Source organism: Chitinibacter tainanensis DSM 15459 (genome assembly GCF_000429785.1).
In the GTDB taxonomy this organism is placed as follows: domain Bacteria; phylum Pseudomonadota; class Gammaproteobacteria; order Burkholderiales; family Chitinibacteraceae; genus Chitinibacter; species Chitinibacter tainanensis.
The window spans coordinates 51,010-76,808 of the sequence record NZ_AUCN01000009.1; the positions used below are offsets into that span (position 1 = coordinate 51,010).

Below are 25,799 nucleotides of genomic sequence, written 5' to 3' on the forward strand. Positions count from 1 at the left end.
TATGATTTTAACTTCCATGCCACAGTTTGCCCTGCGGGCCGGACTGTGGATTTGGCTGACAGCGGGTCTAGCCCAACCAGCCCTGGCCGCCATGCTTGGCGAGATCCAGGTGCGTTCGGCATTGGGGGACCGCTTTAATGCGGTGGTGACTGTCGCCGCGGCCGATGATGAAGAGCTGAGCGCGGCCTGTTTTCGGCTGGTTAGCCCGCAAGATGAGCAAGCCAGCGGCGTATTGCGCCGCGCACGGCTGGTCTACCAATACGAAGCCGGTGGTGGCCGCCTGCTGATTCGCGGCGACGATACGCTGAACGAGCCGCTGGTAACGCTGGCCATCAAAGTAAAATGCCCCGGTGAAGATGAGCGGGTATTTCAGCGTGATTACCGCATCATGCTCGATCCGCCCGAATACCGACCCAATTTACCAGCCATTGGCCAGAGCACGCCGGCTACCAAGCCTGCCACCAGCCGCCGCAAACTGCCGCCGCTGGGCACGGCGTGGTTGAGTGAAGAGGGCGATTCGGTCGCCAAAATCGCCGCCAGCTATTACCCCAATGATAAAGCCCGCCAGCAAGCGCTGGTGGCTGGTATTTACGAGCTAAACCCCGATCTGCCGCAAAGCACCACGGCACGGCTGACCGGTGACTGGCGTATTCAGCTGCCGCCGGGCGTTAACCTGAGCAAACCTGCCGCCGCGCCAGCGCCGCGCCCGCTCGAAGCGATGCGCTTGGCGCCGTTGCCACTCCCTGCCTTACCGGCCAATCCGCCTGCGGATCGGCTGACGCTGGATGGCGACAACGTACCCGCGCCGAATAATAGCGGCAGCGGCGAATTCCGCCTGCGCCTGTCGATGCCGCAACTGGATACCCAGCGACAAAACACCCTCACGCCCGAACAAACCCTGCAATTGCGAGAGCAACTGCTTTCGCTCGAGTCGGACGAGCAGGCCGCGCAAATGCTGCAGCTGAAATACCAGATTGCTGATCTGGAAAAACAGCTCGCCCATCTGAAAGCCAAGCCCGCCAGCACCGAGCCGGATGCCGAGGGCGGCAGCTCGCCGCTGGGCGACTGGGTTTGGGCGCTGCTGGGGCTGGTGTGCGTGCCGGCGCTGTGGCTGGCATGGCGCTATTGGCAAGGCCGGCGGCAAGATGAGCAAGAGCTATACACGGCTATCCCGATTTCCACCACGTATCTGGCGCAAAACCAATACGAGAATAGCGCGCCGCGCCATACCCTCACTTCTGGCGGGCTAGATACACGCGAAATCGCCACGCCAATTCATCGCGAAGCTCGCGAAGAGTGGCACGATGCCGATATGGATGTCGTCTCGCCCGGCAATGTCACCGAAGAAGCCCAGCTGCTGCTTGATCATGGCCTGGTACCGCAGGCCATCAATCTGCTTAATCACGAAATCCAGCAATACCCCACTGCGCTGGCGCTGTGGATGAAGCTATTTGAAATTTTCCAACGCAATGGCTTGGCCGATGAATTTCAGGAAAAAGCCGTGGCTTTCCGCCTGCAATTTTCCAGCGATGGCATGTGGCGCAATGTTCAGGATATGGGCCGCCAGCTCGATCCTTCCAACCCCTTATATCAAAACCTAGAGCCCGCTGAGCCGATGCTGCTAGCCCCGCAAAATCAGCAGCAAGAGCAAGCCTTTGCCAGCGCCATGCAGGCCGCCGGCAGCGCCGCAGTCGCGGACGAAGCGCCCGCGCCAACGCTGGATGAACCCAGCGGCTGGACGTGGGAAGAAGGGCAGGCCAGCCAGCTTGATCGCGATACCATTTTCAATCCCGAGCTGGTGTATCACAGCCCCAGCGAGGGCTTGGCGCTAGATTCGGTGCACGAATCGGCCTTAAGCGAGCTTAGCGCTAGCCCAGTGGCCGAGCAGGCCGACGCCGAAGAAATCGAAATTTCAATCGATGCGGTTGAAACGCTGGATGAAGTGGAGTTGCAGCCGGTTATTGAAGACATCGTCACCCCGCTTGAAGTGGCCGCACCAGCTGCCAGTGCGCCAGCCACCAGCCCCGCCGCCGCGCCGCGGGCCCCCAGCAGCGGGTTTAATTCGGAGGACCCGGCCCTGAAAGAAATCGCCGAGCTGATCGAAGCCGGCGCCCGCTCGGAAGCCTTCCAGCGGCTGGAGGAAATGCTGTATCGCGGCAGCATGTCGCAGCGGCTGACTGCCAGTAAATGGCTGGATCGACTGTTGTCGGTAGGCGGCTGATCGAGCGTGATTAGCTGTGATGAAAACCCCGCTACGGCGGGGTTTTTGTTTTGCGGCCTGTGTACGGGTGCTGGGGGTATGCTCAGCAATGGCATAGTGCACCTATCCTCTAACGCAATACTTCTGCTTGCATAAGCTACGTTGGGAAAGTTAGGGGCCTCTGCGCTGGCGGTAAGTGTAGTGCTTGTTTCATGCTGGGGATGGCCTGCTGGCGCAGGCGGTAAACCGGCGGTTTCGCCCGCCGGACGAGCAAGGCGTGACGAAGCTTGGCGCTTTAGCGCCTTAGCGAAGGCCGTGGCCTTAGGCCAGTCGGTCTTGCCTTGCCCCTTGCAGCCCTAACGCGCCCGATCACCGCAAACCCCGGTCTGTCCAGCGCTTGGCAATGCGCCGCAAAACTCGCTACGCGAGTTTGGGTTTTATGCGGCTACGTCGCGATGTTTGAATGCGCGTTCCGCCGCGCGGGCAGGTTGGGGGCTTTGCTTCTCCAAAGCCCCCAACACCCCAAAGGAGCCCCTCGCCTGCGGCCCTCCGGGCTACCCTCAGTCGGTCGTGAGCCAAACGATAAAGCCATTTGTCTCACTCCACTCCCTCGGCGATGGGCGACAGGGGATTAAAGCCCCAAGCCACACAGCGCGAATAAAGCAACTGCTGTGGAGTGCAGAGGTATATGCGCCAAACCAAAGTCCTGCAACGCCTTCAGCACAATACTGCAGCTAGTATTTGCCGCGCTGGTGAAGTTGGGGCTTGGTTTCCCGTGTAGCGAAAACCGCAGCAAGGAGGGAGACGAACGGATTTATCGTTTGGCTCACGACGAAGCAAGGGCAGTGCGGAGCGCTTTTCGCCCGGGTTGCCTTCTCTTGCTTACTTCTCTTGGCAAAGCAAGAGAAGTAAGTGCCGCGGCGCATAGCCGCCAATGCCCGTTGATTGCATATTGCCAGCCAAAATGCCAAGCAAGACGGTTTGATCTTCTGTGCTTAGCCTGCTGGCGCAGGCGGTAAACCGGCGGTTTCGCCCGCCGGACGAGCAAGGGGCGGGTCTTGCTCCGCCCCTTGCAACCCCCGCGCGCCCGATCACCGCGAAACCCCGTCCGTCCAGCGCTTGGCAAGGCGATGCGGAAACTCGCGTTGCGCTAGCGTCGCAACGCTCAAACAGCCGCATCTTAAAACCTTGCCAACCGCCTCCCGAACGGCGCGGCTCCACGGGCGAACTGTGCTAATCTCGGCAGGGGTATATTCACGAAACCAAAAAGCAGCATCACCTTCAACACAATACTGCTGCCAGTATTTACCGCGCTGGTGAAGCTGGGGCTTGGTTTCCCGTGTAGCGAAAACCGCGGCGAGGAGGGAGACAAACGGTTTTATCGTTTGGCTCACGACGAAGCAAGGGCAGCGCGGAGTGCTTTTCGCCCGGGTTGCCTTCTCTTGCTTACTTCTCTTGGCAAAGCAAGAGAAGTAAGTGCCGCGGCGCATAGCCGCCAATTGGGGGGATCATAAATTGTTCGTAAAGAAGAACAGCTGTAACTGGCTAGCTTGAGTTTGATTCGTGTGTCGTGGTGTCTTGAGATTACGACCTATGGAGCGACAAGGCTTTTTCAATGATTATTTACTTCTTCCAATTATTACAACCAATAGAACTAGCAAAGCCATTACTTGCCACGCCCTAAAAAGTAGCAATCCAGTCTTGGCTAAAGCAGAGCCTCTTCTAGAGTAAAAAGTCAGCATTTTTGAAATGGTGCCAGACCATTTGTCTTTAAATGTGGGGCGGTACCAAATTCGGCAAACAATGCAAAAAGAAGAAATGGCAAAAATAAGTGCCAGTGAATATAGAGAAATTACAAAGTAATTCATTCAAATAAACGCCACGCCGCAATGTAATTGCATTAATCGGTTGGTGCTACATAATAGGCTTAAGGGCCCGCTATACATGAAGCCATGTAGGATAGTTCATGAACCGCGCTGAACTGCAACTTGATCAATCGCTAAATTGGTGGGTTACGCCTTCGGCTAACTCGCCCTACGCTAGTTATGCATGGGTATATGTCTGTAGCCCAATCCAATCAATAGCTACAGCCGTATACCAATAAAACCAATTACTCCCGCGCTATCCCCAACGTCCTCGCCAAATACAACCCTGTATGACTAGCCTGATTGCGCGCCACTTCTTCCGGCGTGCCGGTCGCTACGATCTGCCCGCCGCCGGCGCCGCCTTCGGGGCCGAGGTCGACGATCCAGTCGGCGGTTTTGATCACGTCCAGATTGTGCTCGATGATCACTACGGTATTGCCGTGGCTGGATAGGCGCTGCACCACTTTTAGCAGCAGGTCGATGTCGTGGAAATGCAGGCCGGTGGTGGGCTCGTCGAGGATGTACAGCGTGCGGCCGGTGTCGCGTTTTGAGAGCTCGAGCGCGAGTTTAACCCGCTGCGCTTCACCGCCCGAGAGCGTCGTCGCACTTTGACCAAGGCGGATGTAACCGAGGCCGACGTCGAGCAGGGTTTGCAGTTTGCGCGCCACTGTCGGTACGGCGCTGAAGAATTCCAGCGCGTCTTCCACCGTCATTTCCAGCACTTCGGTGATGTTTTTGCCTTTGTATTGCACTTCCAGCGTTTCGCGGTTGTAGCGCTGGCCGTGGCAGACGTCGCAGGGCACGTACACATCGGGCAAGAAGTGCATTTCGACTTTCAGTACGCCATCGCCCTGACAGGCTTCGCAGCGGCCGCCTTTCACGTTGAACGAGAAGCGCCCCGGGCCGTAGCCGCGTTCGCGGCTGGAGGGCACGCCGGCAAATAGCTCGCGAATCGGGGTAAACAGGCCGGTGTAGGTGGCCGGATTCGAGCGCGGGGTGCGGCCGATCGGCGATTGATCGACGTTGATGACTTTGTCGAAATGCTCCAGGCCAGTCACTTCGCGGTACGGCGCGGGCTCGGCGCTGGCGCCGTTGAGGTCGCGCGCGGCAATGGTGTACAGCGTGTCGTTGATCAGCGTGGATTTACCCGAGCCCGATACGCCGGTGATGCAGACCATCAGGCCCACCGGTAATTCCAGCGTGACGTCTTTCAGATTATTGCCGGTGGCGCCGATCAGACGCAGCCATTTGTCGGCATCGGGGACGCGGCGCTGGTCGGGCTGGGTGATTTTGCGCTTGCCGGTCATAAATTGGCCGGTGATCGAGTCGGGATTATTAAATACTTCGTCGGGCGTGCCGCAGGCAATCACTTGCCCGCCATGCACGCCGGCGCCCGGGCCCATATCCACCAGATAATCGGCGGCGCGCATCGCGTCTTCGTCGTGCTCGACCACGATCACGGTGTTGTCGAGATTGCGCAGGTGTTTCAGCGTGCCGATCAGGCGGTCGTTATCGCGCTGATGCAAGCCGATGGAGGGCTCATCCAGCACATACATCACGCCGGTGAGGCCGGAGCCAATCTGGCTGGCGAGGCGAATGCGCTGCGCTTCGCCGCCCGACAGGGTATCGGCGCTGCGCTCAAGGCACAGGTAATCCAGCCCGACATTCACCAAGAAGCCCAAGCGCTCGCTGATTTCCTTGATGATTTTTTCGGCGATTTGCGCCTTGCTGCCTTCCAAGTTGAGCGATTGGAAGAAGTGGAGTGTATCGCGCAAAGCCAGCTTGGATAAGGCGTGCAGGGTATTACCCCCCACCTGTACATGGCGGGCTTCTTTGCGCAGGCGCGCGCCGTGGCAAGCCGGGCAGGCTTGGTTATTTTGATATTTGGCCAGCTCTTCGCGCACCGAGGTGGAGTCGGTTTCGCGGTAGCGGCGTTCCAGGTTCGGGATAATGCCTTCGAAATTGTGCACGCGCTCGAACTTGCTGCCGCGCTCATTCATATACACAAAGGCAATTTCTTCGCGGCCGGAACCATGCAGCACGATTTGCTGAATGCGCTCGGGCAAGTCGCTCCAGGCGGTGTCGATATTGAAATCGTAATGTTTGGCCAGACTCAGCAGCATCTGGAAATAAAACTGGTTGCGCTTATCCCAGCCCTTGATTGCGCCGGCGGCGAGGCTGATGTCGGGGTGCGCCACTACGCGTTTCGGATCAAAGAAAGTGCGCTGGCCCAAGCCATCACAGCTGGGGCAGGCGCCCATCGGGTTATTGAACGAGAACAAGCGCGGCTCGAGCTCGGGCAGGCTGTAGCTGCAGACCGGGCAGGCAAATTTGGCCGAGAACCAATGCTCTTGGCCGGAATCCATTTCTACCGCAATGGCGCGGCCATCGGCGTGGCGCAGCGCGGTTTCGAATGATTCAGCCAGGCGCTGCTGCAAATCGGCACGCACTTTCAGCCGGTCGATCACGACTTCAATACTGTGTTTTTTGTTTTTATCGAGCTTGGGCAGCTCGTCCATCTCGAATACTTCACCATCCACCCGCACCCGTACAAAGCCTTGCGCGCGTAGCTCGTCAAATAGATCGAGGTTTTCGCCTTTTTTGCCCATCACCACCGGCGCCAGCACCATCAATTTGGTGTCTTCCGGCAAGGCCAGCACGTGATCAACCATCTGGCTGACAGTCTGGCTTTGCAGCGGCTGGCCGTGCTCAGGGCAGTAGGGCGTGCCGACGCGGGCGAACAGCAAACGCAAGTAATCGTGAATTTCGGTCACCGTGCCCACGGTGGAGCGCGGATTATGGCTGGTGGCTTTTTGCTCGATGGAAATCGCGGGCGAGAGGCCCTCGATCAGATCCACATCGGGCTTTTCCATCAGCTGCAAAAATTGCCGCGCATAGGCCGACAGCGACTCGACATAGCGGCGCTGGCCTTCGGCATACAGCGTATCAAACGCCAGCGAACTTTTGCCCGAGCCCGACAGCCCGGTAATCACCACCAACTTGCCGCGCGGGATATCCAGATTGACGTTTTTCAGGTTGTGCGTGCGGGCACCGCGAATCCGGATGAGGGGCTGGTCAGACGACTGCAAAGCGGGGCGATACATGGGCGTAGTCCGGCGAACATGGAACCAAAGATTGTAGCGCGTTCTCTCGCTACTTGATAGTACATAGTACGATTGTTCACCTTGAGTGCTAGGCCGCGCGGCAGATAAAAAAAGACCAGCCCCGTAATGGGCTGGTCTATCAAGGGTATATGCCCCAAGTTATTTTAGATAAACGCTTTGGGGCTAATACCGGCCGGTGGTATATCGGTTTGGCGGTGTGCTCAATTACCAGCGATAGCTGACGTTGGCGCGCACATCACGGCCGTAGCCAATGGTGCAGAAGGTTTGGCCGCCGCGCTGCACGCTGCATTGGCTGCGGTATTCATGATCAAACAGATTGCTCACATTCAGCGCTGCGCGCCATTGTTTGAACTGATAAGCCAGCAAGGCATCGACCACGGTGTAATTGTCATCCATCGGCTGCTGGCCATTGGCCTGGCGCACATCGCCCGGAATATCGCGCACATGGCGCAGGCCGGCGCCAAACTCCCACCCAGCCCAGCTGTATTTACCCCACACCGAGGCATTGTGTTTCGGCACATAGGCCGGGCTGCCGCCGGCTTCGCCCGGGCGATTGCTGCGGGTCACTTCGGCATCGATGAATGCGTAGTTGGCAATCAGATTGAAGTTGGGCAGCACTTCGCCTTTGGCTTCCAGCTCGAGGCCGCGGCTGCGGATTTCGCCAGTTTGCACTTCCAGGCGTGGGTTTTCGGCCGACTGGGTGCGCACATTGCGTTTGGTTAGGTCAAAGTAGGAAGCGGTCAAGAGCGCATTCAAGCCCGCGGGCGCGTAGCGCACGCCGGCCTCAAATTGCCGCCCGGTTTCCGGCTGAAACGGTGCGCCGTAGGCATCTACCGCCGTGGTGGTGCTGAGCACCGGCTGGAATGAGGTTGAGAAGCTGGCATACGGGCTCAGGCCACTGGCATGCTGATACACCACCCCGGCGCGACCGGTAAAGGCTTCGTCGTCACGGCGGAACGTGCTGCGCTTGAAGGCGTCTTTGGCGGTGAGGCGCGCATCATAGTCGGTGTCGGTTTTCACCCGATCATAGCGGCCACCGAGGCTAAACAGCCAGTTGCCCAGCCGGATCTGATCTTGCAGATACAGGCCGGTTTGTTGCTGCTGGGCGATGTAATGGTCGGTGAGATAGTTGTCTTGCCAATTGGGCGCGCTGTACACCGGCTGCACCAGATCCAGCGGCGCGACTTTGCCATTCAGGCTGAAAATCCGCAGATTGAGGGTTGAATCGTAGTAATCCACCCCGCTGGTGAGGGTGTGCTGCAGCGCGCCGGTGGCAAACTGGCTTTCCAGGTGCAGATCGCCCGACCACGATTGCTCATCATCGGGGCGCACCATGCCCAGACGATTGATGCTGCGGCCGTCGCTGGCCAGCCCGCGGTTGCGGATTTCGTAGCGCTGGTTTTCGCCATCCATATAACGGGCTTTGGCGCGCAGTGTCAGGCCCGGTTGCAGCTGATGCTCGCCTTCAGCGGTAAATGACCAGCTTTCTTTATGATGACCCGAGCCGGGGCCGGCGACGTTGAGGCTGCTTTTCGCTGGGCCGGCCTTGGTCTCAAGATAGTAGGGGGCGATAAAGCCGCTGTCATCACGCTGGTATTGCGCCAGAAGGGTGAGCTTGCTGCGCTCGTTCTGCCAGCTGATGGCCGGGGCGACGTACAGGCGATTGTTTTCGAGGTAATCCCACTGGGTATTGGCTTCGCGCGCCAAGGCGGTGAGGCGGAAGAGTGTGCTGCCATCGCTGCTGAGCTGGCCGCCCACATCCACGGCGCCTTGCCACAGCTGATGGCTGCCGGCGGTGAGCTGGACTTCGTTTTGCTGCTGGGCATGCGGGCGCTTGCTCACGGCATTCACAATCCCACCCGGTGCCGATTGGCCGTAGGTGACCGAGGCCGGGCCTTTGATGATTTCCAGCCGCTCTAGCCCATACATTTCCAGATTGGCCATAAAGCCGTTGTGCACATAGCGCATCCCATCGCGATACAGGCCGGCGCCGGTGAGGTTAAAGCCACGCACCACCACATCATCATCGGTGAGCGCCGAATCAAACGGCCGCACCCCGGCGGTGTAGCGGGTGGCTTCACTTACGCTTTGCGCGGCCTGATCTTGCAACTGATCGCGGGTGATGATCGCCACGCCTTGCACGGTTTCGGTGACATCCTGCTCGCTTTTGCCCGCCGAGCCGGTCTTGCGCGCGACATAGCCGGCTACCGGGCCAGTGGCGCTTTCGGAATTGGCTTTTACCTCCACGGTGGGCAAGGTGACGGCGCCAGCCGAGGCCACCACGGCCAGCGGGCGAATACCGGTGACATTCACCACCGGCAGCGTGACCAGTGGTCGGGCGCGCAGGCTGAGATTGCCGTGGCCATCTTCCACGATGTCGAGCTCGGCATCCTGGATTAGTTGTTGCAGGCCGGCGCGCGGCGCTACTTCGCCGCGCAAGCCCGCTGTGGTTTTACCTGCCAGCAAGGCGGCATCAACTGAGAGATGCAGGCCTTGTTGCTGGGCGTAGCGGGTGAGTGCGGGGGCCAATGGGCCGGCCGGAATATCCACGGGCGCAGCCAGCAGTGGCGCGCCCCAGAGCGCCAAAGTGAGGGCAAGGGGAGTGAAACGCAGATGCATTTTGGTGTTTTCCATCAACAGCGAGAAGATCCTCACTGCGCATGCCAGTGGCCGGCACTAAAAAGGGCAAGGCTGGCCGGGACGAATTGGCTAGTGATTTGATCTTTAATTGAAAATAATTCTCGTTACTTCGGTTGCAGCCGATACCACCACGGCCAGCGCACCAGCCGCACCGGTAGCGCCAGCGTGAGGCTGGCCAGTGCCTGCTCGGGCTGATCTAGCGGTAACACTCCCACCACCTGCAACTGCGCCAGCTCGGGCGCGCAATCGATGCGGGCGTGGCTAAAGCGATCCAGTGCCGCACACACGGCGGGCAGCGACATTTGATACGCCACCAATTGCCGTGTTTGCCAGCTCAGTGGGGCAGCCGCGAGGGCTTGCGGTGGGCCCAGCCCGCTAGCGCGTACTGCGCGCTGCTCGCCGGCTTGCACAAGGCCGCGTATACCGGCCAGGGTATCGACTTGTACGCTATGCTCTTCAACGGCTAGCTCGTCATACCCTTCATCAAGGCGCAGGCTGAAGCGGGTGCCCAGCGGGGTGTAGCGGGCGTGCGGCGTACTGAGCTGCCACGGTCGCTGGCCGGTGCGCACGCCCACTTCGCCGGCCAGCAGACGCAGCTGCACTTGGCTTGGGGTTTCGTGGAGCTGAATTTGGGTGGCGCTGGATAAATACAGCTGACTGCCATCGGCCAGCGTCAGCGGCAAAATCTCACCGCGCGCGGTGCGATGCGTGGCTTGGGGCTGTTGCATTTCCCAAATCGGCCACGCGCCCGCGCCCAGGCCCAGTGCCAGCAGCAGCAGGCGCTGGTTGACTTTGCGCCGGGCGGGGCTGGCCAGCAGGCGGCTGCTGCCAGCGGGCAGGGTGGCCATCTGCTGGGTAATGGCTTCGACCTTGGCCCAGGCCGCCGCATGGGCTGGATCGGCCGCATGCCAGGCTGCCCACTGTGCTTGTTCGGCCGGGCTACAGTGTTCGTCTTGCAGGCGGGCAAACCAGTCGGCCGCTTGCGCCAATACCTGCGAGTGAGGGTCTAGTCGTTGCATGCATCCGCCAGGCTGAGGCAGGCCAGCATCGCGCGGGCCATATGGTTTTTGACGCTGCGTTCGCTGATGCCTAACTGTGCGGCAATCTCGCGATAGCTCAGGCCATCGAGCTGGCTAAGCAAAAAGGTGTGTCGCACCACGCGCGGCAGGCTGGCCAGCAGGCGATCCACTTGGCAGAGCGCTTCCAAGATTAGCTGCTGCGCTTCTACGCTGGGGTGATGTGCATGCGGCAGCTGGCTGAGTTCCGCCAGCCAGGCTTGCTCCAGATCGCGGCGGCGGCAGTGATTGACCAAAATGCCGTGGGCAATGGTGGTGAGCCAGGCGCGCGGCTCGCTGACCTGCTGCAATTCCTGCGCCGATTTGCCCAGCACCCGCACAAAGGTATCGTGCGCCAGATCGGCCGCTTGCGCCGAGCAGCGTAATTTGCACCGCAGCCATTGGCTCAGCCAGCCATGGTGGGACTGATACCAGGTGTCGATTAAGGGAGGAGGGGCAGACTGCGGCACGGCTTGCTTAATAATTGATAATCATTATCATCTTATCGCGAGCCGGCACTATGCCGCAAGCATGTTGCGTTCGCCGGCGCAGTTGAGCGGGCATTCAGGTAAAATAGCCCGCCTTGGGAGAATAAATCAGCATGATGAGTCGTTTGGAAATGCGCGCCGCCACCAGCCTGGCGGGTTTGTATGCGCTGCGCATGTTGGGCATGTTCCTGATCTTGCCGGTGTTTGCCGTCTATGCCGGCCAGCTGCCGGGTGGGCAGAACCATGCGCTGGTCGGGCTGGCCTTTGGGGCTTATGGCCTCACGCAAGCCTTATTGCAGCTGCCGTTTGGCATGTGGTCCGATCAGGTGGGCCGCAAAAAAGTGATCTACATCGGTCTGGCGCTGTTTGCGCTGGGCTCGGTGATGTGTGCGCTGGCCGATCATATTGTCTGGCTGATTATCGGCCGCGCGGTGCAGGGCGCTGGCGCGATTTCGGCCGCGGTGACCGCGCTGCTGGCCGATTTAACCCGCGAAGAAAACCGCACCAAGGCAATGGCCATGATTGGCGGCAGTATCGCCACTACTTTTGCCGTATCGCTGGTAGCTGCGCCTAAGCTCGCGGAGTGGATCGGCCTGCCGGGGATCTTTTTGATGACTGCCGTGCTGGCGGTGGCGGCTTTGATCGGGGTGTGGAAAGTCATCCCCAATCCGAGCGTGAGCCGCTTTCACTCCGATGCCGAAGCCAATACCCGCCGCTTGCCGCAAGTGCTGCGCCATCCGCAATTATTGCGGCTGAACTATGGCGTGTTTGCGCTGCATGCGGCGCAAATGGCGATGTTTACCGTGATGCCGCTATTGCTCACGCAGCGCGGTGGCCTGGATGTTGCGCATCACTGGTATGTGTATTTGCCGGTGGTGTTACTGGGCTTTGTGCTGATGGTGCCGGCGATTATTTATGGCGAGAAAAAACATCACCTCAAAGAAGTGTTTCTGTTTGCGATTGCGCTGATGTTGCTGGCCCAGCTGGGCATGACCTTGTGGTTGCCCAATCTCAGCGCGATTGTGCTGTGGCTGGGGCTGTATTTCATCGCCTTTAATATTCTGGAAGCCACGCAACCGAGCCTGATTTCCAAAATTGCCCCGACCGAAGCCAAAGGCACGGCGATGGGCGTTTACAACACCTGCCAGGCCGCCAGTATGTTTCTGGGCTCGGCGCTGGCCGGCTGGTTATTTCAGCATTTTGGCAGCGCCACGCCGGTGTTTGCGCTATGTGCCGGCCTGATGGGCTTGTGGCTCATGGTATCGTGGGGCATGCAGCCGCCGCTGCCGGTGAAAACGCAAATGTTCCACATCGGTGAAGACTGGCAGGGCAATCCGGCCGAACTGTCTGCTAAACTAGGCGCCATTGACGGCGTAAAAGAAGCCGTTGTCCTGATTGAAGAACGCGTGGCGCTGCTGAAAGTCCTGCAAGATGGCTGGGATGCAGCAGCGGCACAACAATTGATTGCGGAGACCCATTAAATGGCATCGTTAAACAAAGTACTGCTGATCGGCAACCTCGGTCGCGACCCGGAAACCCGCTTCCTGCCTAGCGGCGGTGCCGTATGCAATTTCTCGATTGCCACCACCGAAAACTGGAAAGACAAAAACACCGGCGCCAAACAGGAAAAAACCGAATGGCACAACATCACCATGTACGGCCGTTTGGCTGAAATCGCAGGTGAATACCTGAAAAAAGGTAGCTCCGTGTATATCGAAGGCCGTCTGCAAACCCGCAAATGGCAAGATAAACAAACCGGCGCCGATCGCTACACCACTGAAATCGTGGCTGACCAAATGCAAATGCTCGGCGGCCGCGGCGGTGTAGGTGGCGGCATGGGCGGTGGCCAGGGTGGCCCCGGCGGCTATGGTGGTGATGATTTCAATCAGGAATACAGCGCCCCTCCCCAACAGCAAGCCCAAGCGCCACGCCAGGCCCCAGCGCAAGCCGCGCGCCCAGCGAAAAGCTTTGATGATTTCGAGGATGATATTCCGTTCTAATGCGCCGAGTTTGCGCTTAGACCGCCAACAAAAAGCCCAGCGTTTGCTGGGCTTTTTGTTGGCCGGTGCGCTAGAGGGCGATTCGCTTTACGCGGCCACTAGCCGGTGTAGCCAGCGCCCGGAGGACATGCGCGCGACCGCGCCGCCAATTTTGAGTAGCTCTTCCAGTAGCATCAGCGCGTAGAGCCAGCTGGCAGGCCAATGCAGCGCCACTGATAACCACCACGCTAGTGGAATAATCAGCAGCCATTGCACGCTAAAGTCCAAACCGAGGCAAAAGCCATTATCGCCACCGCCCCGTAATACGCCCGCCAGTAGCATCATGGCGCAGCTTTTCACCACAAAACCCAATAGCATCAGCTGAAACAGGATTTCCAGCTCTGCCACAACCGGTTCGGCCAGGGCCGGGTACTGCGCCAGCAGCAAGGGCCAGGCAAGACCCACAGCCAGCATGGTGACCAGCCCCAAAACCAAACCCAGCCACAATGCCGCCCAGCCTTGTTGCTGGGCGAGGGCTTCATCGCCCGCGCCCACTGTGGCTCCAATCAAAATCGCCGCGGCGCACGAGAGCCCAATCAGCAAGGCCAACGAAAATGATTCAATGGGGGCGAGGATCGATAGCGCGGCCAGGGTCACCGGGTTTTGCCCACCGACAATGGCAAAAAACACCAGCGCACCAAGCGCCCACAGCGTGCTATTGGTCGCCAGCTGCAGCGACAGTTGTAGCTGCGTGCGCAGTGCGGCCCAATCCGGCCACTGCCAGAGCGGAAGACGCGCTAGCAAATGGCCGTGCCAGCGCAGATGCAGATACAGCAGGCTGGCTTCAACTACACCACCCAGCGCCGTACCTAGCGCTGCGCCTTTGACCCCCAGCGCTTCGATCCCCCAGCCACCAAAAATCAGCCAGGCATTAAGCACAATATTCACCAGTACGCCGATCACCGAATACAGCGTGGCGATGCCCGGTTGCTGCATGGCGCGCAAGCCGCTGCACAGGGTGCAGGTGTAATTAAAGAGTAAAAGGCTAGGGCCCACGATCTGTAAAAATGCCCCTCCTTCATGCAAGAGGGCCGCCTCGGGGCTGACCAGACCGATGAGCCAGGCCGGGCAAAATACCATCAGCGCCACCAGTGGTAAGGTAAACAGCCATTGCAACCATAGCCCCTGCGCCAGCTGGCGGGGTAGTTCGTCGGCGCCAGTCAGGCCGGCTTGGCGGGCGCCCCAGGCTTGGGCTGCGAGCTGGCCAGCGCCCATGGCGAGGCCCAGCAGGAAAATGGTGACTACAAACAGGATTTTGGTGGCAATCCCCACGGCGGCGATTTCCGTGGCGCCCAGCCGCCCCAGCATCATGCTATCGATCATGCCCTTGCTGGAAAACATCAGGGTTTGCAAAGTAATGGGCAAAGCCAAGCTCAGCAGGCGCAGATAAAAGCTGCTCTGCCAGCGTTGCAGAATAAAAGTCATGGTTTGGATGTCCAGCAAGGCATCCGGCGCGGTGGCCGGATGCCATCGGTCGGGCGACTTACAGCGCCATGGTTAGCTCGGCATAGTGCGCGGCATTTTTGCGCTCATGGGCCGTGCTGATGCGTTTCACCAGCCGCGCTGGATTGCCCAGCACCACGCAGTAGGGCGGTACGTCTTCGCTCACGACAGCCTGAGCGCCGACAATTGCGCCTTCGCCAATGGTGACGCCTTTCAGAATCGTGGCGCCGGTGCCAATCCAGGCGCCACGGCCAATGCGCACGGGTGCCGAGCGGATTTTCATCGCCTCACCCGGCTGGCCCCGCCCCAGCAGCGGGTGGCCGCTGCTATCCATGATGGTCACCATCGGGCCAAACATCACTTCATCGGCGATTTCAACTCGCTGGTAGGCCACAATGGCCACGCCTTGCAGCACCACCCCGTTGCCGATGCTGATTTGCCCGGGGGCTTCATCGTTGATCTGTACACTGGTGAGCCGCGATGGCTGGGTGTGAAAGGCCGGCAATTGCCCTGATTCCAGATAGCAATTGCGCCCGATGCGGATGCTGCCGGCGAAATCTTCTGCGGCAATCTCGCTGGCAATCAGGCCATGTTGCTGCAAGCGGGCATCGGCCACACGGGTAAAGGCTACGCGTGGCGTGCCTGACACCACGGTGCTGGCGTGAATCTCCACGCCTTGTGCGCTCAACACAGCGTGCGCATCGTGCACGGGTTGTCCCGCGGCCACCGGATCAAACAGGAAAATATTCTGATAGAGGGTGCTCATGCGCTCACCTCGGCGCTGTAGGCAATATCGCGCAGTTGTGGCGATTTTTTAAACCCTTGTTCGCGGAAAATCTTGATCACTTTGTTGAGCGAGTATTTCTGGTCATTCAGATCGCGGCCGTAAAAGCTGGTGGTCCACAGATTGTATTTGGCGTGAATACGCTCGGCAGCGCTGGCGGATTCCTCGCGGTGGTCGGCTACCTCTTTCTCATGCGGCCAATGGAAAGAGCATGCCTCGCGTTCCATGGTGAACAGATTGTTGTTGATAAAAAGCCGCACGCCCAGATCAACGTCTTCGCCGCCCCAGCTGGTGAAAGATTCATCAAATAGCCCGGCTTTCAACAATTGCTCGCGCTCGGCCGAGACATGGCAAGTCCAGAAAATATCAAATGGTGCTGGCCAATTGGTGATGTTCTCACCCAGCTCGTCGTATTGGCGTTGGCGAATATCCAGCGCACCCAAAGCACGGAGCTGGGCAATCGAAGCGTCGGCCGATTGAGGGTTGATAAGTTTGCCCATTTGCTTGCTAGTGGCATGGTCCACTTCAAAGCCATACACATAGCCAATCATCACGGTAGGGTATTGTGCGGCGCGATGTACGTCGTAATGCACTTGCAGGGTGTTGCTGCCCAGCAGGACGCCGGTATCGACATACACCACATATTGCCCCTGTGCGATGGCCGTACCGATATTGCGGGCTTTGCCGGCCCGAAAACCCAAGTCTTCTTGCCAGAAATATTTGATGTTGAGTACTTCGGCGTAGCGATCAACCACTGCCTTGCTGTTATCCGAGCCGCCATCGTCAACCACAATCACTTCAAATAGCTCGACCGGTAGCGTTTGCTGGCATAGGGCATCAAGCGTATAGCCCAGCAGGTCGGCACGATTGTAGGTTGGAATCACAACGCTGATTTGTGGGGATGACATGATCTTTCCTTCTGAGTAATGGAGTTAAATTGCGTCTCCTTGGTGCTGCTTGTGCGTCTTGCGCCACGCAGTCTGTATGGCATCGTGTTGCAGCCGCGCAGGGCTGTTGCGATCACTGACGCAAACTTACCAGAAAAAAACAGATCATTTCTATTAAAGTAATGTGTAGTTTTGTTTCTTACAAAGCCTCTGCTTTGCGTAGTAAAAAGTAATTTAGCTACAAATTGACTGTGGGCCGGATCACCTTCACGAGCTGATCCATCCAAAACATGTGAATTCGCTCACAAAATCGCTTTCGCTGAAAATGTAGTGCGCTCAGCCAGACACCGTGAAATGTGCTGCATTGCAAAATTACTTTTTTTAAAACTTACGGGTAAGTTGTTGTAAATTTGCTGCGCGTGCAGCGAAATTGCTTGCACAAATTCGCGCGGTTTTAACCGCCAAACCATTTGCACTCGGCCTCAGGGGTTGCCGAGCAGCGTGGCCCTGTGTGCCGCTGCGCTGAAGCGGCAGGCAGTAAAAAACCCCGCTAGGCGGGGTTTGGGGGCGAGATTAGCAAGTTGCTTGCAGTTTGGTGCTAGGGGTATAGCGCTGTAGCCATTTTTACGTATGGGTTGCGAGGCAATACCCTAGCCACCAGCACCTGCGTAACGCTGCATGCCTGTGCGCCATAGCCACATCAGCGCGGCCACGCTGCCGCTGGCGATCAGCAGCATCAGTGGGGCCACTTGCCAGATTGGCTGCTGGCGCAGCAGCACTTGGCATGGCCACCAAACGATGCCGGCCAGCGGGAGCAGCATAAACACCTGCCGAGCCAGTTTGGGAAAAAGCTCAAACGGGTAGCGCGACATATCGGTGAGCTTGCCCACGGTGTGAAACACCGGTGAATACTCGCCAAAGAAAAAGCAGCTGGCGATCGCCATCTGGTTGATCGCATTCAGGGTAATCGAAGCCAGCGGCAGCAAGACCACGAGCTGTAGCACAAAACCCAGCGACCACACGCCCGGCAAATGCGCCAGCGCAAAACCCATAAAGGCTAGCCCCGTTGCGGCTACCACCAAACCCTGCGGGTGAAAACGCTCCAGCAGCAGCATTTGCAGCGGGTGAATCGGCCGCAGGTAATAGCGCACAAAATTGCCGTTCTTGAGCCAGCTTTCCAGCATATACATCGCATTGCAGCAGCTGCTTTCAAACACATAGGTTAAAAACATAAACCCCTGCATAAAAATCAGCTCGTAGCGGTTGTAGCCTGCGATCTCGCCGGCGTTGCCCAGCATCAGATACAAGCTGGCGCCACTGCTCACCGAGGTGAAAAACATACCGCACACAATCAGCGCAAAATCGGCCCGGCTTTCGAGTTTAACCTTGCAATCGGCCAGCGCCAGCCGGCGCCAGGCAGTAAAAAACGCACTCATCTCAGGCTCCAAACACAATCAGTTTGCGCTGCACCCAGCGCCCGGCCAACTGGGCCAGCCCCCAGAACACCACTACCCACGCTAGCTGCAGATACAGCGCTTGCGGGCTTGTCAGCTCGCCGGTGAGGTAGCCCACCGGGGTATTAAAGAAATGCGCAAACGGCAGCCAGGTGAGAATGGCCTGAATGGTGGGTGGGAAAAACGCCAAGGGGATCAAGGCGCCGCCCAGAAACTGCACCACCGCATCTTTGCTGGCGGTAATGCCCCATAAATCGGTGGCCAGAAACCCGGCTAGCCCCACCATAAAGCCCAGTGAATACAGCAAGCTGAAACTACACAGCACCGACAGCAGGGCCAGTGGCCAGCTCGCAGGGGTGAGGCTCAGGCCCGACCACAGCAGAAAAACCCCAAACGCCGGCAACATATACAGCGCCTTGGCCCCAGCCACGCCGAGCGAGAGCGCACCATGGCGCAGGGGCAGATTCATCGGTTGTGTGAGCTGGCTGGCTACCTCGCCCGAGCGGATTTCGCGGGCCAGCCGCCAGTCGGCACCGGTGGTGATAATCGCAAACAGCGTTTGCGCCGTAACCACATGCAAAAGCGCACGGGCAAAACTGAGCCCGGCCCGCTGCGGATCATCCTGATACAGTCCTTGCCACAGCCAGTACAGCAGCCACATGCCCAGTAAATAGCCCAGGCAAATGATCAGCCGGCCTTTGCGATCGGTGGCGGTTATCCGGCCATTGGCCACGGCCAGCGCCCAACAGGCGCGTAATGTTGCACTCATAGCCGTTCCGCCTTGCTGGTGAGGTAAAACCGGTGCAGCAATTCTTCCAGCGATTGCGCGACTGGTTTGATTTCATGAATGGCAAATGGCGCCAGTAGCTGCAGCAGCTCGGCAAAGGGCAGGCTGTCATGCCGGGCCACTTGCAGCCACTCATCCTGAATGCGCACGGCCAGCCCGCTGGGGTGGCCGGCCAAGAGCGCATGGGCGGCCTGCAGATCACCCGCCAGCCGCGCCGCCCACCAGTTGCCATCACCGGCATGTGCCTGAAATGCCGGCAGGCTGCCGTCAAATTTCAGCTGGCCCTGATCGATCAGCAACATGCGCTGGCTAAGTTGCTCGATATCGCCGACATCGTGTGAGGTGATCAGTACCGTGGTGCCGGCTTGCTGATTCAGCCGGCGGATCAGCCCGCGCATCCGCGCTTTCATTTCCAGATCAAGCCCGATGGTCGGTTCATCCAGAAACACCACAGCTGGCGCATGCAAAAAGCTGGTGGCGATTTCGCACAGCATGCGTTGCCCGAGGCTGAGCGTGCGCACCGGGCGTAGCCAGAATTCATCGAGCCCGGCTTCGCGGCGAAACAGCGTCAGCTGCTGCTGGTACACCGCCTCGGGTACGGCAAACAGGGCCTGCAAAATGCGAAAGGAATCTTGGACCGGCAAATCCCACCACAGCTGGCTACGCTGGCCAAATACCACGCCGATGTGTTTGACATACTCGCGGCGCTGGCGTTGTGGGTCAAAGCCTGCCACCTGCACGCGGCCACTGCTGGGGGCCAGAATGCCGGTCAGCATTTTGATGGTGGTGGATTTACCCGCGCCATTGGGGCCCACCAGCGCCACACATTCGCCAGCGGCGATTGTAAAGCTGACATCTTGCACCGAATGGGTGGTGATCAGCTGGGGCCGCCATAGGCGCTGCAGACGCTCGCGCCAATTTTGCGCTGCCGCAGGGGATTGATAGATCCGGTTCAGTTTTTCAGCCTGGATTAACATTGATTCATTACCAATCTGGAAAGAATATTCGTAATATATGCCCGCGGCTGGATAGCTGGAATGTTCCGGTGTCCCATCGCGCTTGTTCAATTCTCTCGTGGCCGGGTGGGCCGGATTTGATGGCGGCAATTTATTACGAACGCTTTGATGTGGCGGATGAAGGGGTACCCAGATTGGTGGGCGCGCATGTGTATCACCGCGCGTCTTTTCCGGCCATGCGCCAGCACGGGATTTTTATGTGCGGCGTGGCTACGCCCACCGGCGCCTGTGAAATCGAGCGGGTTCAGGCGCCGTTTCATGTCTTGCTGGTGCCGCTGGCGGGTGAGGCCGAGCTGTTTCAGGGGGACGACATCTGGCCGGTGCGGCCCGGGCAATTTGGCGTGCTGCCGATTGGCGGGCAGCGCGGTTTTCGCCGCGTGGGGGCAGCGCCCATGCCGCATGCCTGGGTGATGCTGCGCGACCATGATCGCTGGAATCCGCTGCAACGAGATACGCCGTGGGTGGGCGCCACCACCGAGAGCGCCGCGCTGTATGAAGCGGTATCGCTATTTCAGCGTGAGGCGGCGCGGGCCAATCAGGGCGAGAGCGATACGCTGGCCATGCCGGCACTGGATTTACTCAGCCGTCTATTGCAGCGCATGCTGCGTACCGATGCTGCCGTTGACCCACGCCTGGCGGCTTTGCAAAGCTGGCGCGCCGCGGTGCTGCATGCGCCGGCGCAAGATTGGTCGATCGAGCGATGCTGTGCGCGGCTCGGGCTGCGGCCGGCACATTTGCATCGGGTGTGTCAGCAGCATTTTGGCCAATCGCCGGGGCAGATGGTGTTTGAACTCAGAATGCGGGCGGCGCGGGAAATGTTGCTGGCCGGGCAGAAGGTGGCGGTGGTTGGGCCGGCGGTGGGGTATCTGGAAGTGGCGAGCTTTTCACGCCGGTTTCGCCAGCATTATGGTATCGCGCCCAGCGAGCTGCTGAGCGCGATGGCAGGCTGATGAGTTGAGATGATGCAAGGTATATGGCTGTAGGCATTTTTTATATTGGTCTACAGCCATATACCTAGACGATTACTGCAGCAGATGCCCCAAGAATAGATAGGCAAAGCCGAAGTAAATAAACACGCCCACCAGATCCATAATCGAGGTGATCAGTGGCGCAGACAGCGTGGCTGGATCGGTGCCGATTTTGCGCGCGCCAAAGGGTAGCAAGGCGCCAATCAGCCCGCCGAGCACCGTGCAGGCCAGCATGCTCAGGCCCACGGTGAGCAAGACTTCAATCCCGACACCTTTGCTGAAATACGCCAGAATGCATTCGAGCACCGCTACGGTGATCCCCAGGGCCAGCGCCACCGGCAGCTCGCGCAGGATGATAAAGCGGATATCCCGCCATTTCACTTTCAGCTCGCCCAGCGCCATGGCCCGCAGCACCAAGGTGGCCGACTGGCTACCGGCATTGCCGCCCATATCGACAATCGGCGCGATAAAGGCTGCCAGCACAATCGCCTGTGACAAGATTTCTTCCTGCGCGGCAACAAAGGTACTGGTGAGAATGCCAAAGACCGTCAGTATTACCAGCCAGAAGGCCCGCACTCCAAACATGGTGCGCGTGCTGGCTTGCATGATATCCAGATCGGGGCTGGGAGCGAGCTGGGTGCCGCCAAAGCGCACCAGCTGGCTGGCCTGGCGCTCTTCTTCGATTTCCAGCGCGTCATCCACGGTCACAATGCCCACCATCTGATCGGCCTCGTTGCACACCGGCAGAGCCAGCAGATCGTAATGGCGAATCAGTGCGACCGCCTCGCTTTGCGGCCAGCCCACGCGGGCGTACACCGGCTCGGGGCGCATCAGCTCGGCCAGCGGCGTGTCATCGGCGGCGGCCAGCAGCAGCGGCAAATCGATGGTGCCGCACAGCTTGCCGATGCTATCGAGCACAAACAGCCCCGGCACCGATTCCAGCAGCTGCGCGCTGGCGCGTAAATGTTGCCAGACTTGCGCCGCGGTCATCTCGAGCGTGGCTGCAACAAAACGGCTAGTGGTCACCGCGCCCACCGTGCCTTCGGCATAGGCGGCTAGTTGCAATAAATCTTGCCGGGCGGCGGGCGTTAGGGCGGGCAATAAGCCGGCCTGCGCCGGTAAATCCAGCCGCTTGAATACATCGGCGCGCTCATCAGGCGGCATTTGCTCAAATAGCGCTACCGCGGCGGGCTGGGGTAGGGCTTTCAGGATGCCATCTTGTGCCAGTGCTGGTAGATGGCTAAACAGCAGCGCGCGCTCGGCGGGGCTTAGGCGCAGCAGTTCGCTGGCTTGTTGCAGTACCGGTTTTTCCTGCAAGGCCCCGGCTAAATCGGAAGGATGGCATTGATGCAGCAGCCAGCTCCATTCGGCTTGAGTCAGGGTTTGGTTAGGTGTAGCCAGTTGGACTAAGAGGTGGGCGCGATTCAGCATGATTCACCTCCTTGCGTGCGACGCAGGCGGCGTAGCCGGCGGGGCCAGCTGAGGGTAGCCAGCAAATGATCGGGATGATGATAGGCGAGCAACCAGCCCGCATTGAAAGCGTGTAGCAACATTGGGGTACTCCTGCTGGCCAGGCATTCCCCGTGGGCGTGCCTAGGCCTAGCGGCAATGAGTCAGATGACTCGATCGAAACAAGATGAGAGCGGGTAGCTGGCGCGCGGCCAGCGGCAGACTCGGATCGGGGTCCATGTTTCCTCCAGGCTGAATGTCAGTCGGTGGGCTAGTTGCGTGCGGTGTGCCTACCTTGCGCCCAGCGTGCGACGGCCCACGATGGGGCACGACGCAGCAGCCAGCATGCGCGGGGCGTGGGTTTACACCAGAAAGTCAGCAGAGCGGGAAAGGGCAGATTGCAGGGGGCAAAACTGCCGGCGCTTGCCATGCCAAGGGGGGAAGGCAGCGCAGAAAAGCGCGAGTACCTTGCCGGTTAAACTGCGGCCAGTGGCCGCCAACTAGGCTGTTCCACAGAAAGTCACTCGGATTGATGATGCCCGGCAGTGTAGTGGCGGGCCGTAGCGAGCGGCAACCGGCAATGTGCCAGTGCCGCGCGGTAATTGTGGCTTGCGGGGGCGCTTAATTCACGGCAGGGGCCGGGCGTGGTGGCTGCTGTAGCAGTTGGGCAAACTCGGCCAGTGGCACCGGGCGGCTATACCAATAGCCTTGGCCAAAGCGCACCCCTTGCGCCTGCAGTAGCACCGCCTGCTGGGCTGTTTCAATGCCTTCGGCCACGATCTCGGCCCCCACGGCCTCGGCAATACTGACGATTTGCGGGATCAGGCTGGCGCGCAAGGTGTCGTCTTCCAGGTCGGCCACGAACGAGCGATCGATTTTCAGAAAATCGGGCGCCAGATATTTGATGGTGCCCAGATTGGAATACCCGGTACCAAAATCATCGACCGAAATCTGGTAGCCGGCCGCGCGCAACTGTTGCACCTCAGCTTGCAAATGTTCGCTCACGCCGTATTCGGTGACCTCGATATTCAGCTGCCAGCGCGGGTGTTGCCACGGATCGAGTAAGCTGCTGAGCTGGGCATGGCGGATATGCTCAGGGAAAAAATTCAGCGCCACTTTAAATGGGCGGCTGGGCGCGGCCGGCAGCAGCGTCGCCAGCTCCGCCAAGGCGCGCTGGCTAACCGCCTGATCCAGCGCCCAGCTAAGCCCTTGTGCCTGCACCAGCGGGATCACCTGATCGGGAAAAATAGTGTGCTCGCCATCTTTGAGCCGCATCAGCACTTCGCAGCCGGCGATCTCGCCGCTGGCCAGCTCAACAATCGGCTGATACATGCAGTGAATATGCGTCGGCTGTAGCAGCTGCGGCAGCCGGTAAGCCAGCGTGCCGCGGCGGCGCAAGCTGCGGCTGACCCAGCGGCCACTAATGGCGCCGAGCAATACCGCCAGTGTGGCCAGCAGCGCGCACAGCGCCCAGTTACTACGCCACAGCTCGGCCAGCGAGCGATAGTTCTGCACAAAGAGGCCGGTATTGGGCACATTACTACCGACTATTAGGCGCTGCTGCACCCAATCAATTTGCCAGCCCGAGCCCGGCCGGCTCAGTGCCCGCCAGCGCAAGTTCGTGGGCGGTTGTGGGTGTGCTGCCAGCGTCGGGCGTGACCAGATCAGATGGGGGGGCGCGTCGGCGTAGCTGATCCAGACGGCATCCAGCGCTGCGCGTTGGAAAGTTTCAATCGATACATGGCCATCCACCAGCAAGAGCTGCGTGCCGCGTGCAGTGAGGGTGCTATTCACTTGGCCATTGCGGATCGGCAGTGGGTAGTCGTTCCAGATCTGCGTGCCTTGGGCATCAATGAATTGTGCCGGCGGCAATTGCATCGGCGGAGTCAGCTCGCCGTGACTGGTGAAGCAGCGCAGCTGCCGCTGTTCATCCAATAAGCCCACGCTGCGCAGATAGCGAAAATTCAGTAATTGGCTGCGCAAGCGGCTCAGGCTGTCGGCCTGGCAGTCGCGCAGTGGCTGGCGGCCAAGGAAGGCAAAGCCGCGCCGCACTTCGCTGGCCACCGCCGTGAGTAGTGCCCCGGCGCTTTGCTGCTGCAGGCTCAGGCGCTGTTGCTCCTGCTGCAGCACACCGGCCAGCGCCAAGAGCAAAATCAGCGCGGCGACTAGCAAGCCGGCCAAACTAGCAAGTAAAAGGTGAAAACGCGCAAGCAATAGATTCATGATGGAGATTCGCCGATGCAGGTTGGGCCGATGCAATGATGCCGCAATGGGGCTGCCTCATGGTACGCCAGCTCACGCTCGCTGTCAGTTCAATGGCATTTTTACTGAAAGCTAAGGGTGTGCTATCGCCTACTACGGGCGCGCTATTGTCAGTTGGTGGCAGTTAACCGAGGGGTATATCAGTACAGTTTATATTCCAATTTGTTTATGGGCTTATACCTGCATTGGGTATATGAGTGCATGGCCGACCGTGTACCTAAGCAAGCGCGATCGCGACACGGAAGTTTGCTTCAAATCAAATGGTAATGATTCTCAATAAGTGGCGAAAATGCTAAGATGCCATTCCTTTGTCATCTTTGAGCGTCGCGCACCACAAGTCGCTGCGGCGCATGCAGCATTGCTGCAGGAGCCATCCCATGCCTGCTACCCGTTCGGCCAGCCCCACACCGGCAAGCTATACCGCCGGCTCGACCATTTTGTCATCTTGGCAGCAGCCGCTGGCGGATGGATGTTGTGTGGCGGCCAGCACTTTGCGCGGCGGGCATGCCCACCGTGTGGATAGCGAGGCGGGGCAGCGGCTGATTGTGCTCTTGCAGGGCGAGCTGACCTTGGGTTTTGGCGAGCGTCGCATTCAGCTGGCGCATTCGGTGGCGCGGGGCGCGGAAGTCTTGCTGGTGAACCTGACCGAAGCCACCGAGTTTGCCCGTGAGATCACCGATTGCACGCTCGAGCGCAAAGTGTGTCTGCATATTCCAGCAGGCTGGCTGGATGCACATGGCCTGCATGGCGCTGGCGAGCAGGAGGCGGCCTTGCAGCAATTTACCCGCCAGCATTTGGCCGTGCGGCAATGGCAGGCCGAGCCGGCCCTAGTGGCGCTGGCGGAGCAACTGTTGGCGGGGCCCAGCGCTTCGCCCCTCTTGGCGCGTTTGCAGCGCGAAAGTCTGGCGTTTGAATTGCTGGCCATGGCGCTGGGCCAAGTGCAGCCAGCCAGTGCGCCCAGTTTGCCGGCCCACATCAGCCGCCGCCTCGAGGCGGTGCGCGCCTTGCTCGATAGTGGCGCGGCGGATGAGCTAAGCCTGAGTGACATCGCGGCCCAAGCGTGCATGAGTGTGGCCACGCTGCAGCGACATTTTCGCCGCCAGTTTGGTACCAGCGTGTTTGATTATCTGCGCCAGCAAAAACTCTGGCAGGCCCGCCAGCGGCTGCAGCGCGGCGAAGTCTCGGTGACCCGCGCGGCGCTGGATGCCGGCTACACCTCGCCGGCCAATTTTGCCACTGCCTTTCGCCGTGCCTTTGGCATGGCCCCCAGCGAGTGTCGCGCCGCCTAGCTTTGCGCATTTGCCAAAGCTGATCACGCCCTCCGCAAAAGTCAGCAG

18 protein-coding genes are annotated in these 25,799 nt (G+C 59.5%); 5 read left to right on the forward strand and 13 right to left on the reverse strand.

The window, feature by feature from the left end; all coding sequences use genetic code 11:
* Position 1 precedes the first annotated feature (1 nt).
* The gene (locus G482_RS0101325; RefSeq protein WP_034618582.1) at positions 2-2,221 is read left to right on the forward strand and encodes a type IV pilus assembly protein FimV; all 2,220 of its coding nucleotides are present in this window, start codon (positions 2-4) and stop codon (positions 2,219-2,221) included.
* Between the two features lie 2,089 nt (positions 2,222-4,310).
* On the opposite strand, the gene uvrA is transcribed toward G482_RS0101325, so the two are convergent.
* The 4 genes from uvrA to G482_RS0101350 form a co-directional block, all read right to left on the reverse strand.
* Complete coding sequence (uvrA, locus tag G482_RS0101335; RefSeq protein ID WP_051258638.1) at positions 4,311-7,169, reverse strand: excinuclease ABC subunit UvrA; 2,859 nt, start codon at positions 7,167-7,169, stop codon at positions 4,311-4,313.
* Between the two features lie 225 nt (positions 7,170-7,394).
* Entirely contained in the window at positions 7,395-9,809 is a 2,415-nt protein-coding gene (locus G482_RS16860) for a TonB-dependent siderophore receptor (protein ID WP_169721042.1), read from the reverse strand.
* Positions 9,810-9,934: 125 nt separating this feature from the next.
* Entirely contained in the window at positions 9,935-10,849 is a 915-nt protein-coding gene (locus G482_RS16865; RefSeq protein WP_051258640.1) for a DUF4880 domain-containing protein, read from the reverse strand.
* Complete coding sequence (locus tag G482_RS0101350; protein ID WP_034618588.1) at positions 10,837-11,355, reverse strand: sigma-70 family RNA polymerase sigma factor; 519 nt, start codon at positions 11,353-11,355, stop codon at positions 10,837-10,839. Before G482_RS0101350 ends, G482_RS16865 begins: the two co-directional genes overlap by 13 nt.
* Before the next feature lie 134 nt (positions 11,356-11,489).
* Between G482_RS0101350 and G482_RS0101355 the strand changes: the two genes are divergently transcribed.
* Together G482_RS0101355 and ssb are read left to right on the forward strand one after the other, a co-directional pair.
* On the forward strand, positions 11,490-12,854 hold the full coding sequence (locus tag G482_RS0101355) for an MFS transporter (RefSeq protein ID WP_028448509.1): 1,365 nt from the start codon (positions 11,490-11,492) through the stop codon (positions 12,852-12,854).
* Complete coding sequence (gene ssb / locus G482_RS0101360; protein WP_028448510.1) at positions 12,855-13,373, forward strand: single-stranded DNA-binding protein; 519 nt, start codon at positions 12,855-12,857, stop codon at positions 13,371-13,373. It abuts the gene before it with no gap.
* 87 nt (positions 13,374-13,460) lie between these two features.
* On the opposite strand, the gene G482_RS0101365 is transcribed toward ssb, so the two are convergent.
* From G482_RS0101365 to G482_RS16880, 6 genes are all read right to left on the reverse strand, one after another.
* Positions 13,461-14,837 (reverse strand): MATE family efflux transporter, encoded by a 1,377-nt coding sequence (locus G482_RS0101365; RefSeq protein ID WP_028448511.1) that lies wholly within the window; start codon positions 14,835-14,837, stop codon positions 13,461-13,463.
* A gap of 58 nt (positions 14,838-14,895) precedes the next feature.
* Positions 14,896-15,621, reverse strand: a complete 726-nt coding sequence (locus G482_RS20785; RefSeq protein ID WP_028448512.1) for an acyltransferase — start codon at positions 15,619-15,621, stop codon at positions 14,896-14,898.
* Positions 15,618-16,547: a glycosyltransferase gene (locus G482_RS16875; RefSeq protein WP_051258641.1), complete on the reverse strand. Its 930-nt coding sequence runs from the start codon at positions 16,545-16,547 to the stop codon at positions 15,618-15,620. Before G482_RS16875 ends, G482_RS20785 begins: the two co-directional genes overlap by 4 nt.
* Before the next feature lie 629 nt (positions 16,548-17,176).
* Positions 17,177-17,962, reverse strand: coding sequence for an ABC-2 family transporter protein (locus tag G482_RS0101385; RefSeq protein WP_028448513.1), 786 nt, complete (start codon positions 17,960-17,962; stop codon positions 17,177-17,179).
* A 1-nt stretch (position 17,963) separates the two neighbouring features.
* Positions 17,964-18,749 (reverse strand): ABC transporter permease, encoded by a 786-nt coding sequence (locus G482_RS0101390; RefSeq protein ID WP_028448514.1) that lies wholly within the window; start codon positions 18,747-18,749, stop codon positions 17,964-17,966.
* Positions 18,746-19,744: an ABC transporter ATP-binding protein gene (locus G482_RS16880; RefSeq protein WP_051258642.1), complete on the reverse strand. Its 999-nt coding sequence runs from the start codon at positions 19,742-19,744 to the stop codon at positions 18,746-18,748. The genes G482_RS0101390 and G482_RS16880 overlap by 4 nt, the downstream gene beginning before the upstream one ends.
* Before the next feature lie 68 nt (positions 19,745-19,812).
* Between G482_RS16880 and G482_RS0101400 the strand changes: the two genes are divergently transcribed.
* On the forward strand, positions 19,813-20,733 hold the full coding sequence (locus G482_RS0101400; protein WP_156905325.1) for a helix-turn-helix transcriptional regulator: 921 nt from the start codon (positions 19,813-19,815) through the stop codon (positions 20,731-20,733).
* Positions 20,734-20,805: 72 nt separating this feature from the next.
* On the opposite strand, the gene mgtE is transcribed toward G482_RS0101400, so the two are convergent.
* From mgtE to G482_RS0101415, 3 genes are all read right to left on the reverse strand, one after another.
* Positions 20,806-22,182: a magnesium transporter gene (mgtE, locus tag G482_RS0101405; RefSeq protein WP_211227546.1), complete on the reverse strand. Its 1,377-nt coding sequence runs from the start codon at positions 22,180-22,182 to the stop codon at positions 20,806-20,808.
* Positions 22,176-22,304: a hypothetical protein gene (locus tag G482_RS20790; protein WP_276324775.1), complete on the reverse strand. Its 129-nt coding sequence runs from the start codon at positions 22,302-22,304 to the stop codon at positions 22,176-22,178. Before G482_RS20790 ends, mgtE begins: the two co-directional genes overlap by 7 nt.
* 517 nt (positions 22,305-22,821) lie before the next feature.
* A complete protein-coding gene (locus G482_RS0101415; protein ID WP_028448517.1) occupies positions 22,822-24,423 on the reverse strand; it encodes an EAL domain-containing protein in 1,602 nt (533 codons plus the stop codon).
* 416 nt (positions 24,424-24,839) lie between these two features.
* Between G482_RS0101415 and G482_RS19345 the strand changes: the two genes are divergently transcribed.
* Positions 24,840-25,751, forward strand: a complete 912-nt coding sequence (locus G482_RS19345; protein ID WP_051258643.1) for a helix-turn-helix transcriptional regulator — start codon at positions 24,840-24,842, stop codon at positions 25,749-25,751.
* Positions 25,752-25,799: the final 48 nt, after the last annotated feature.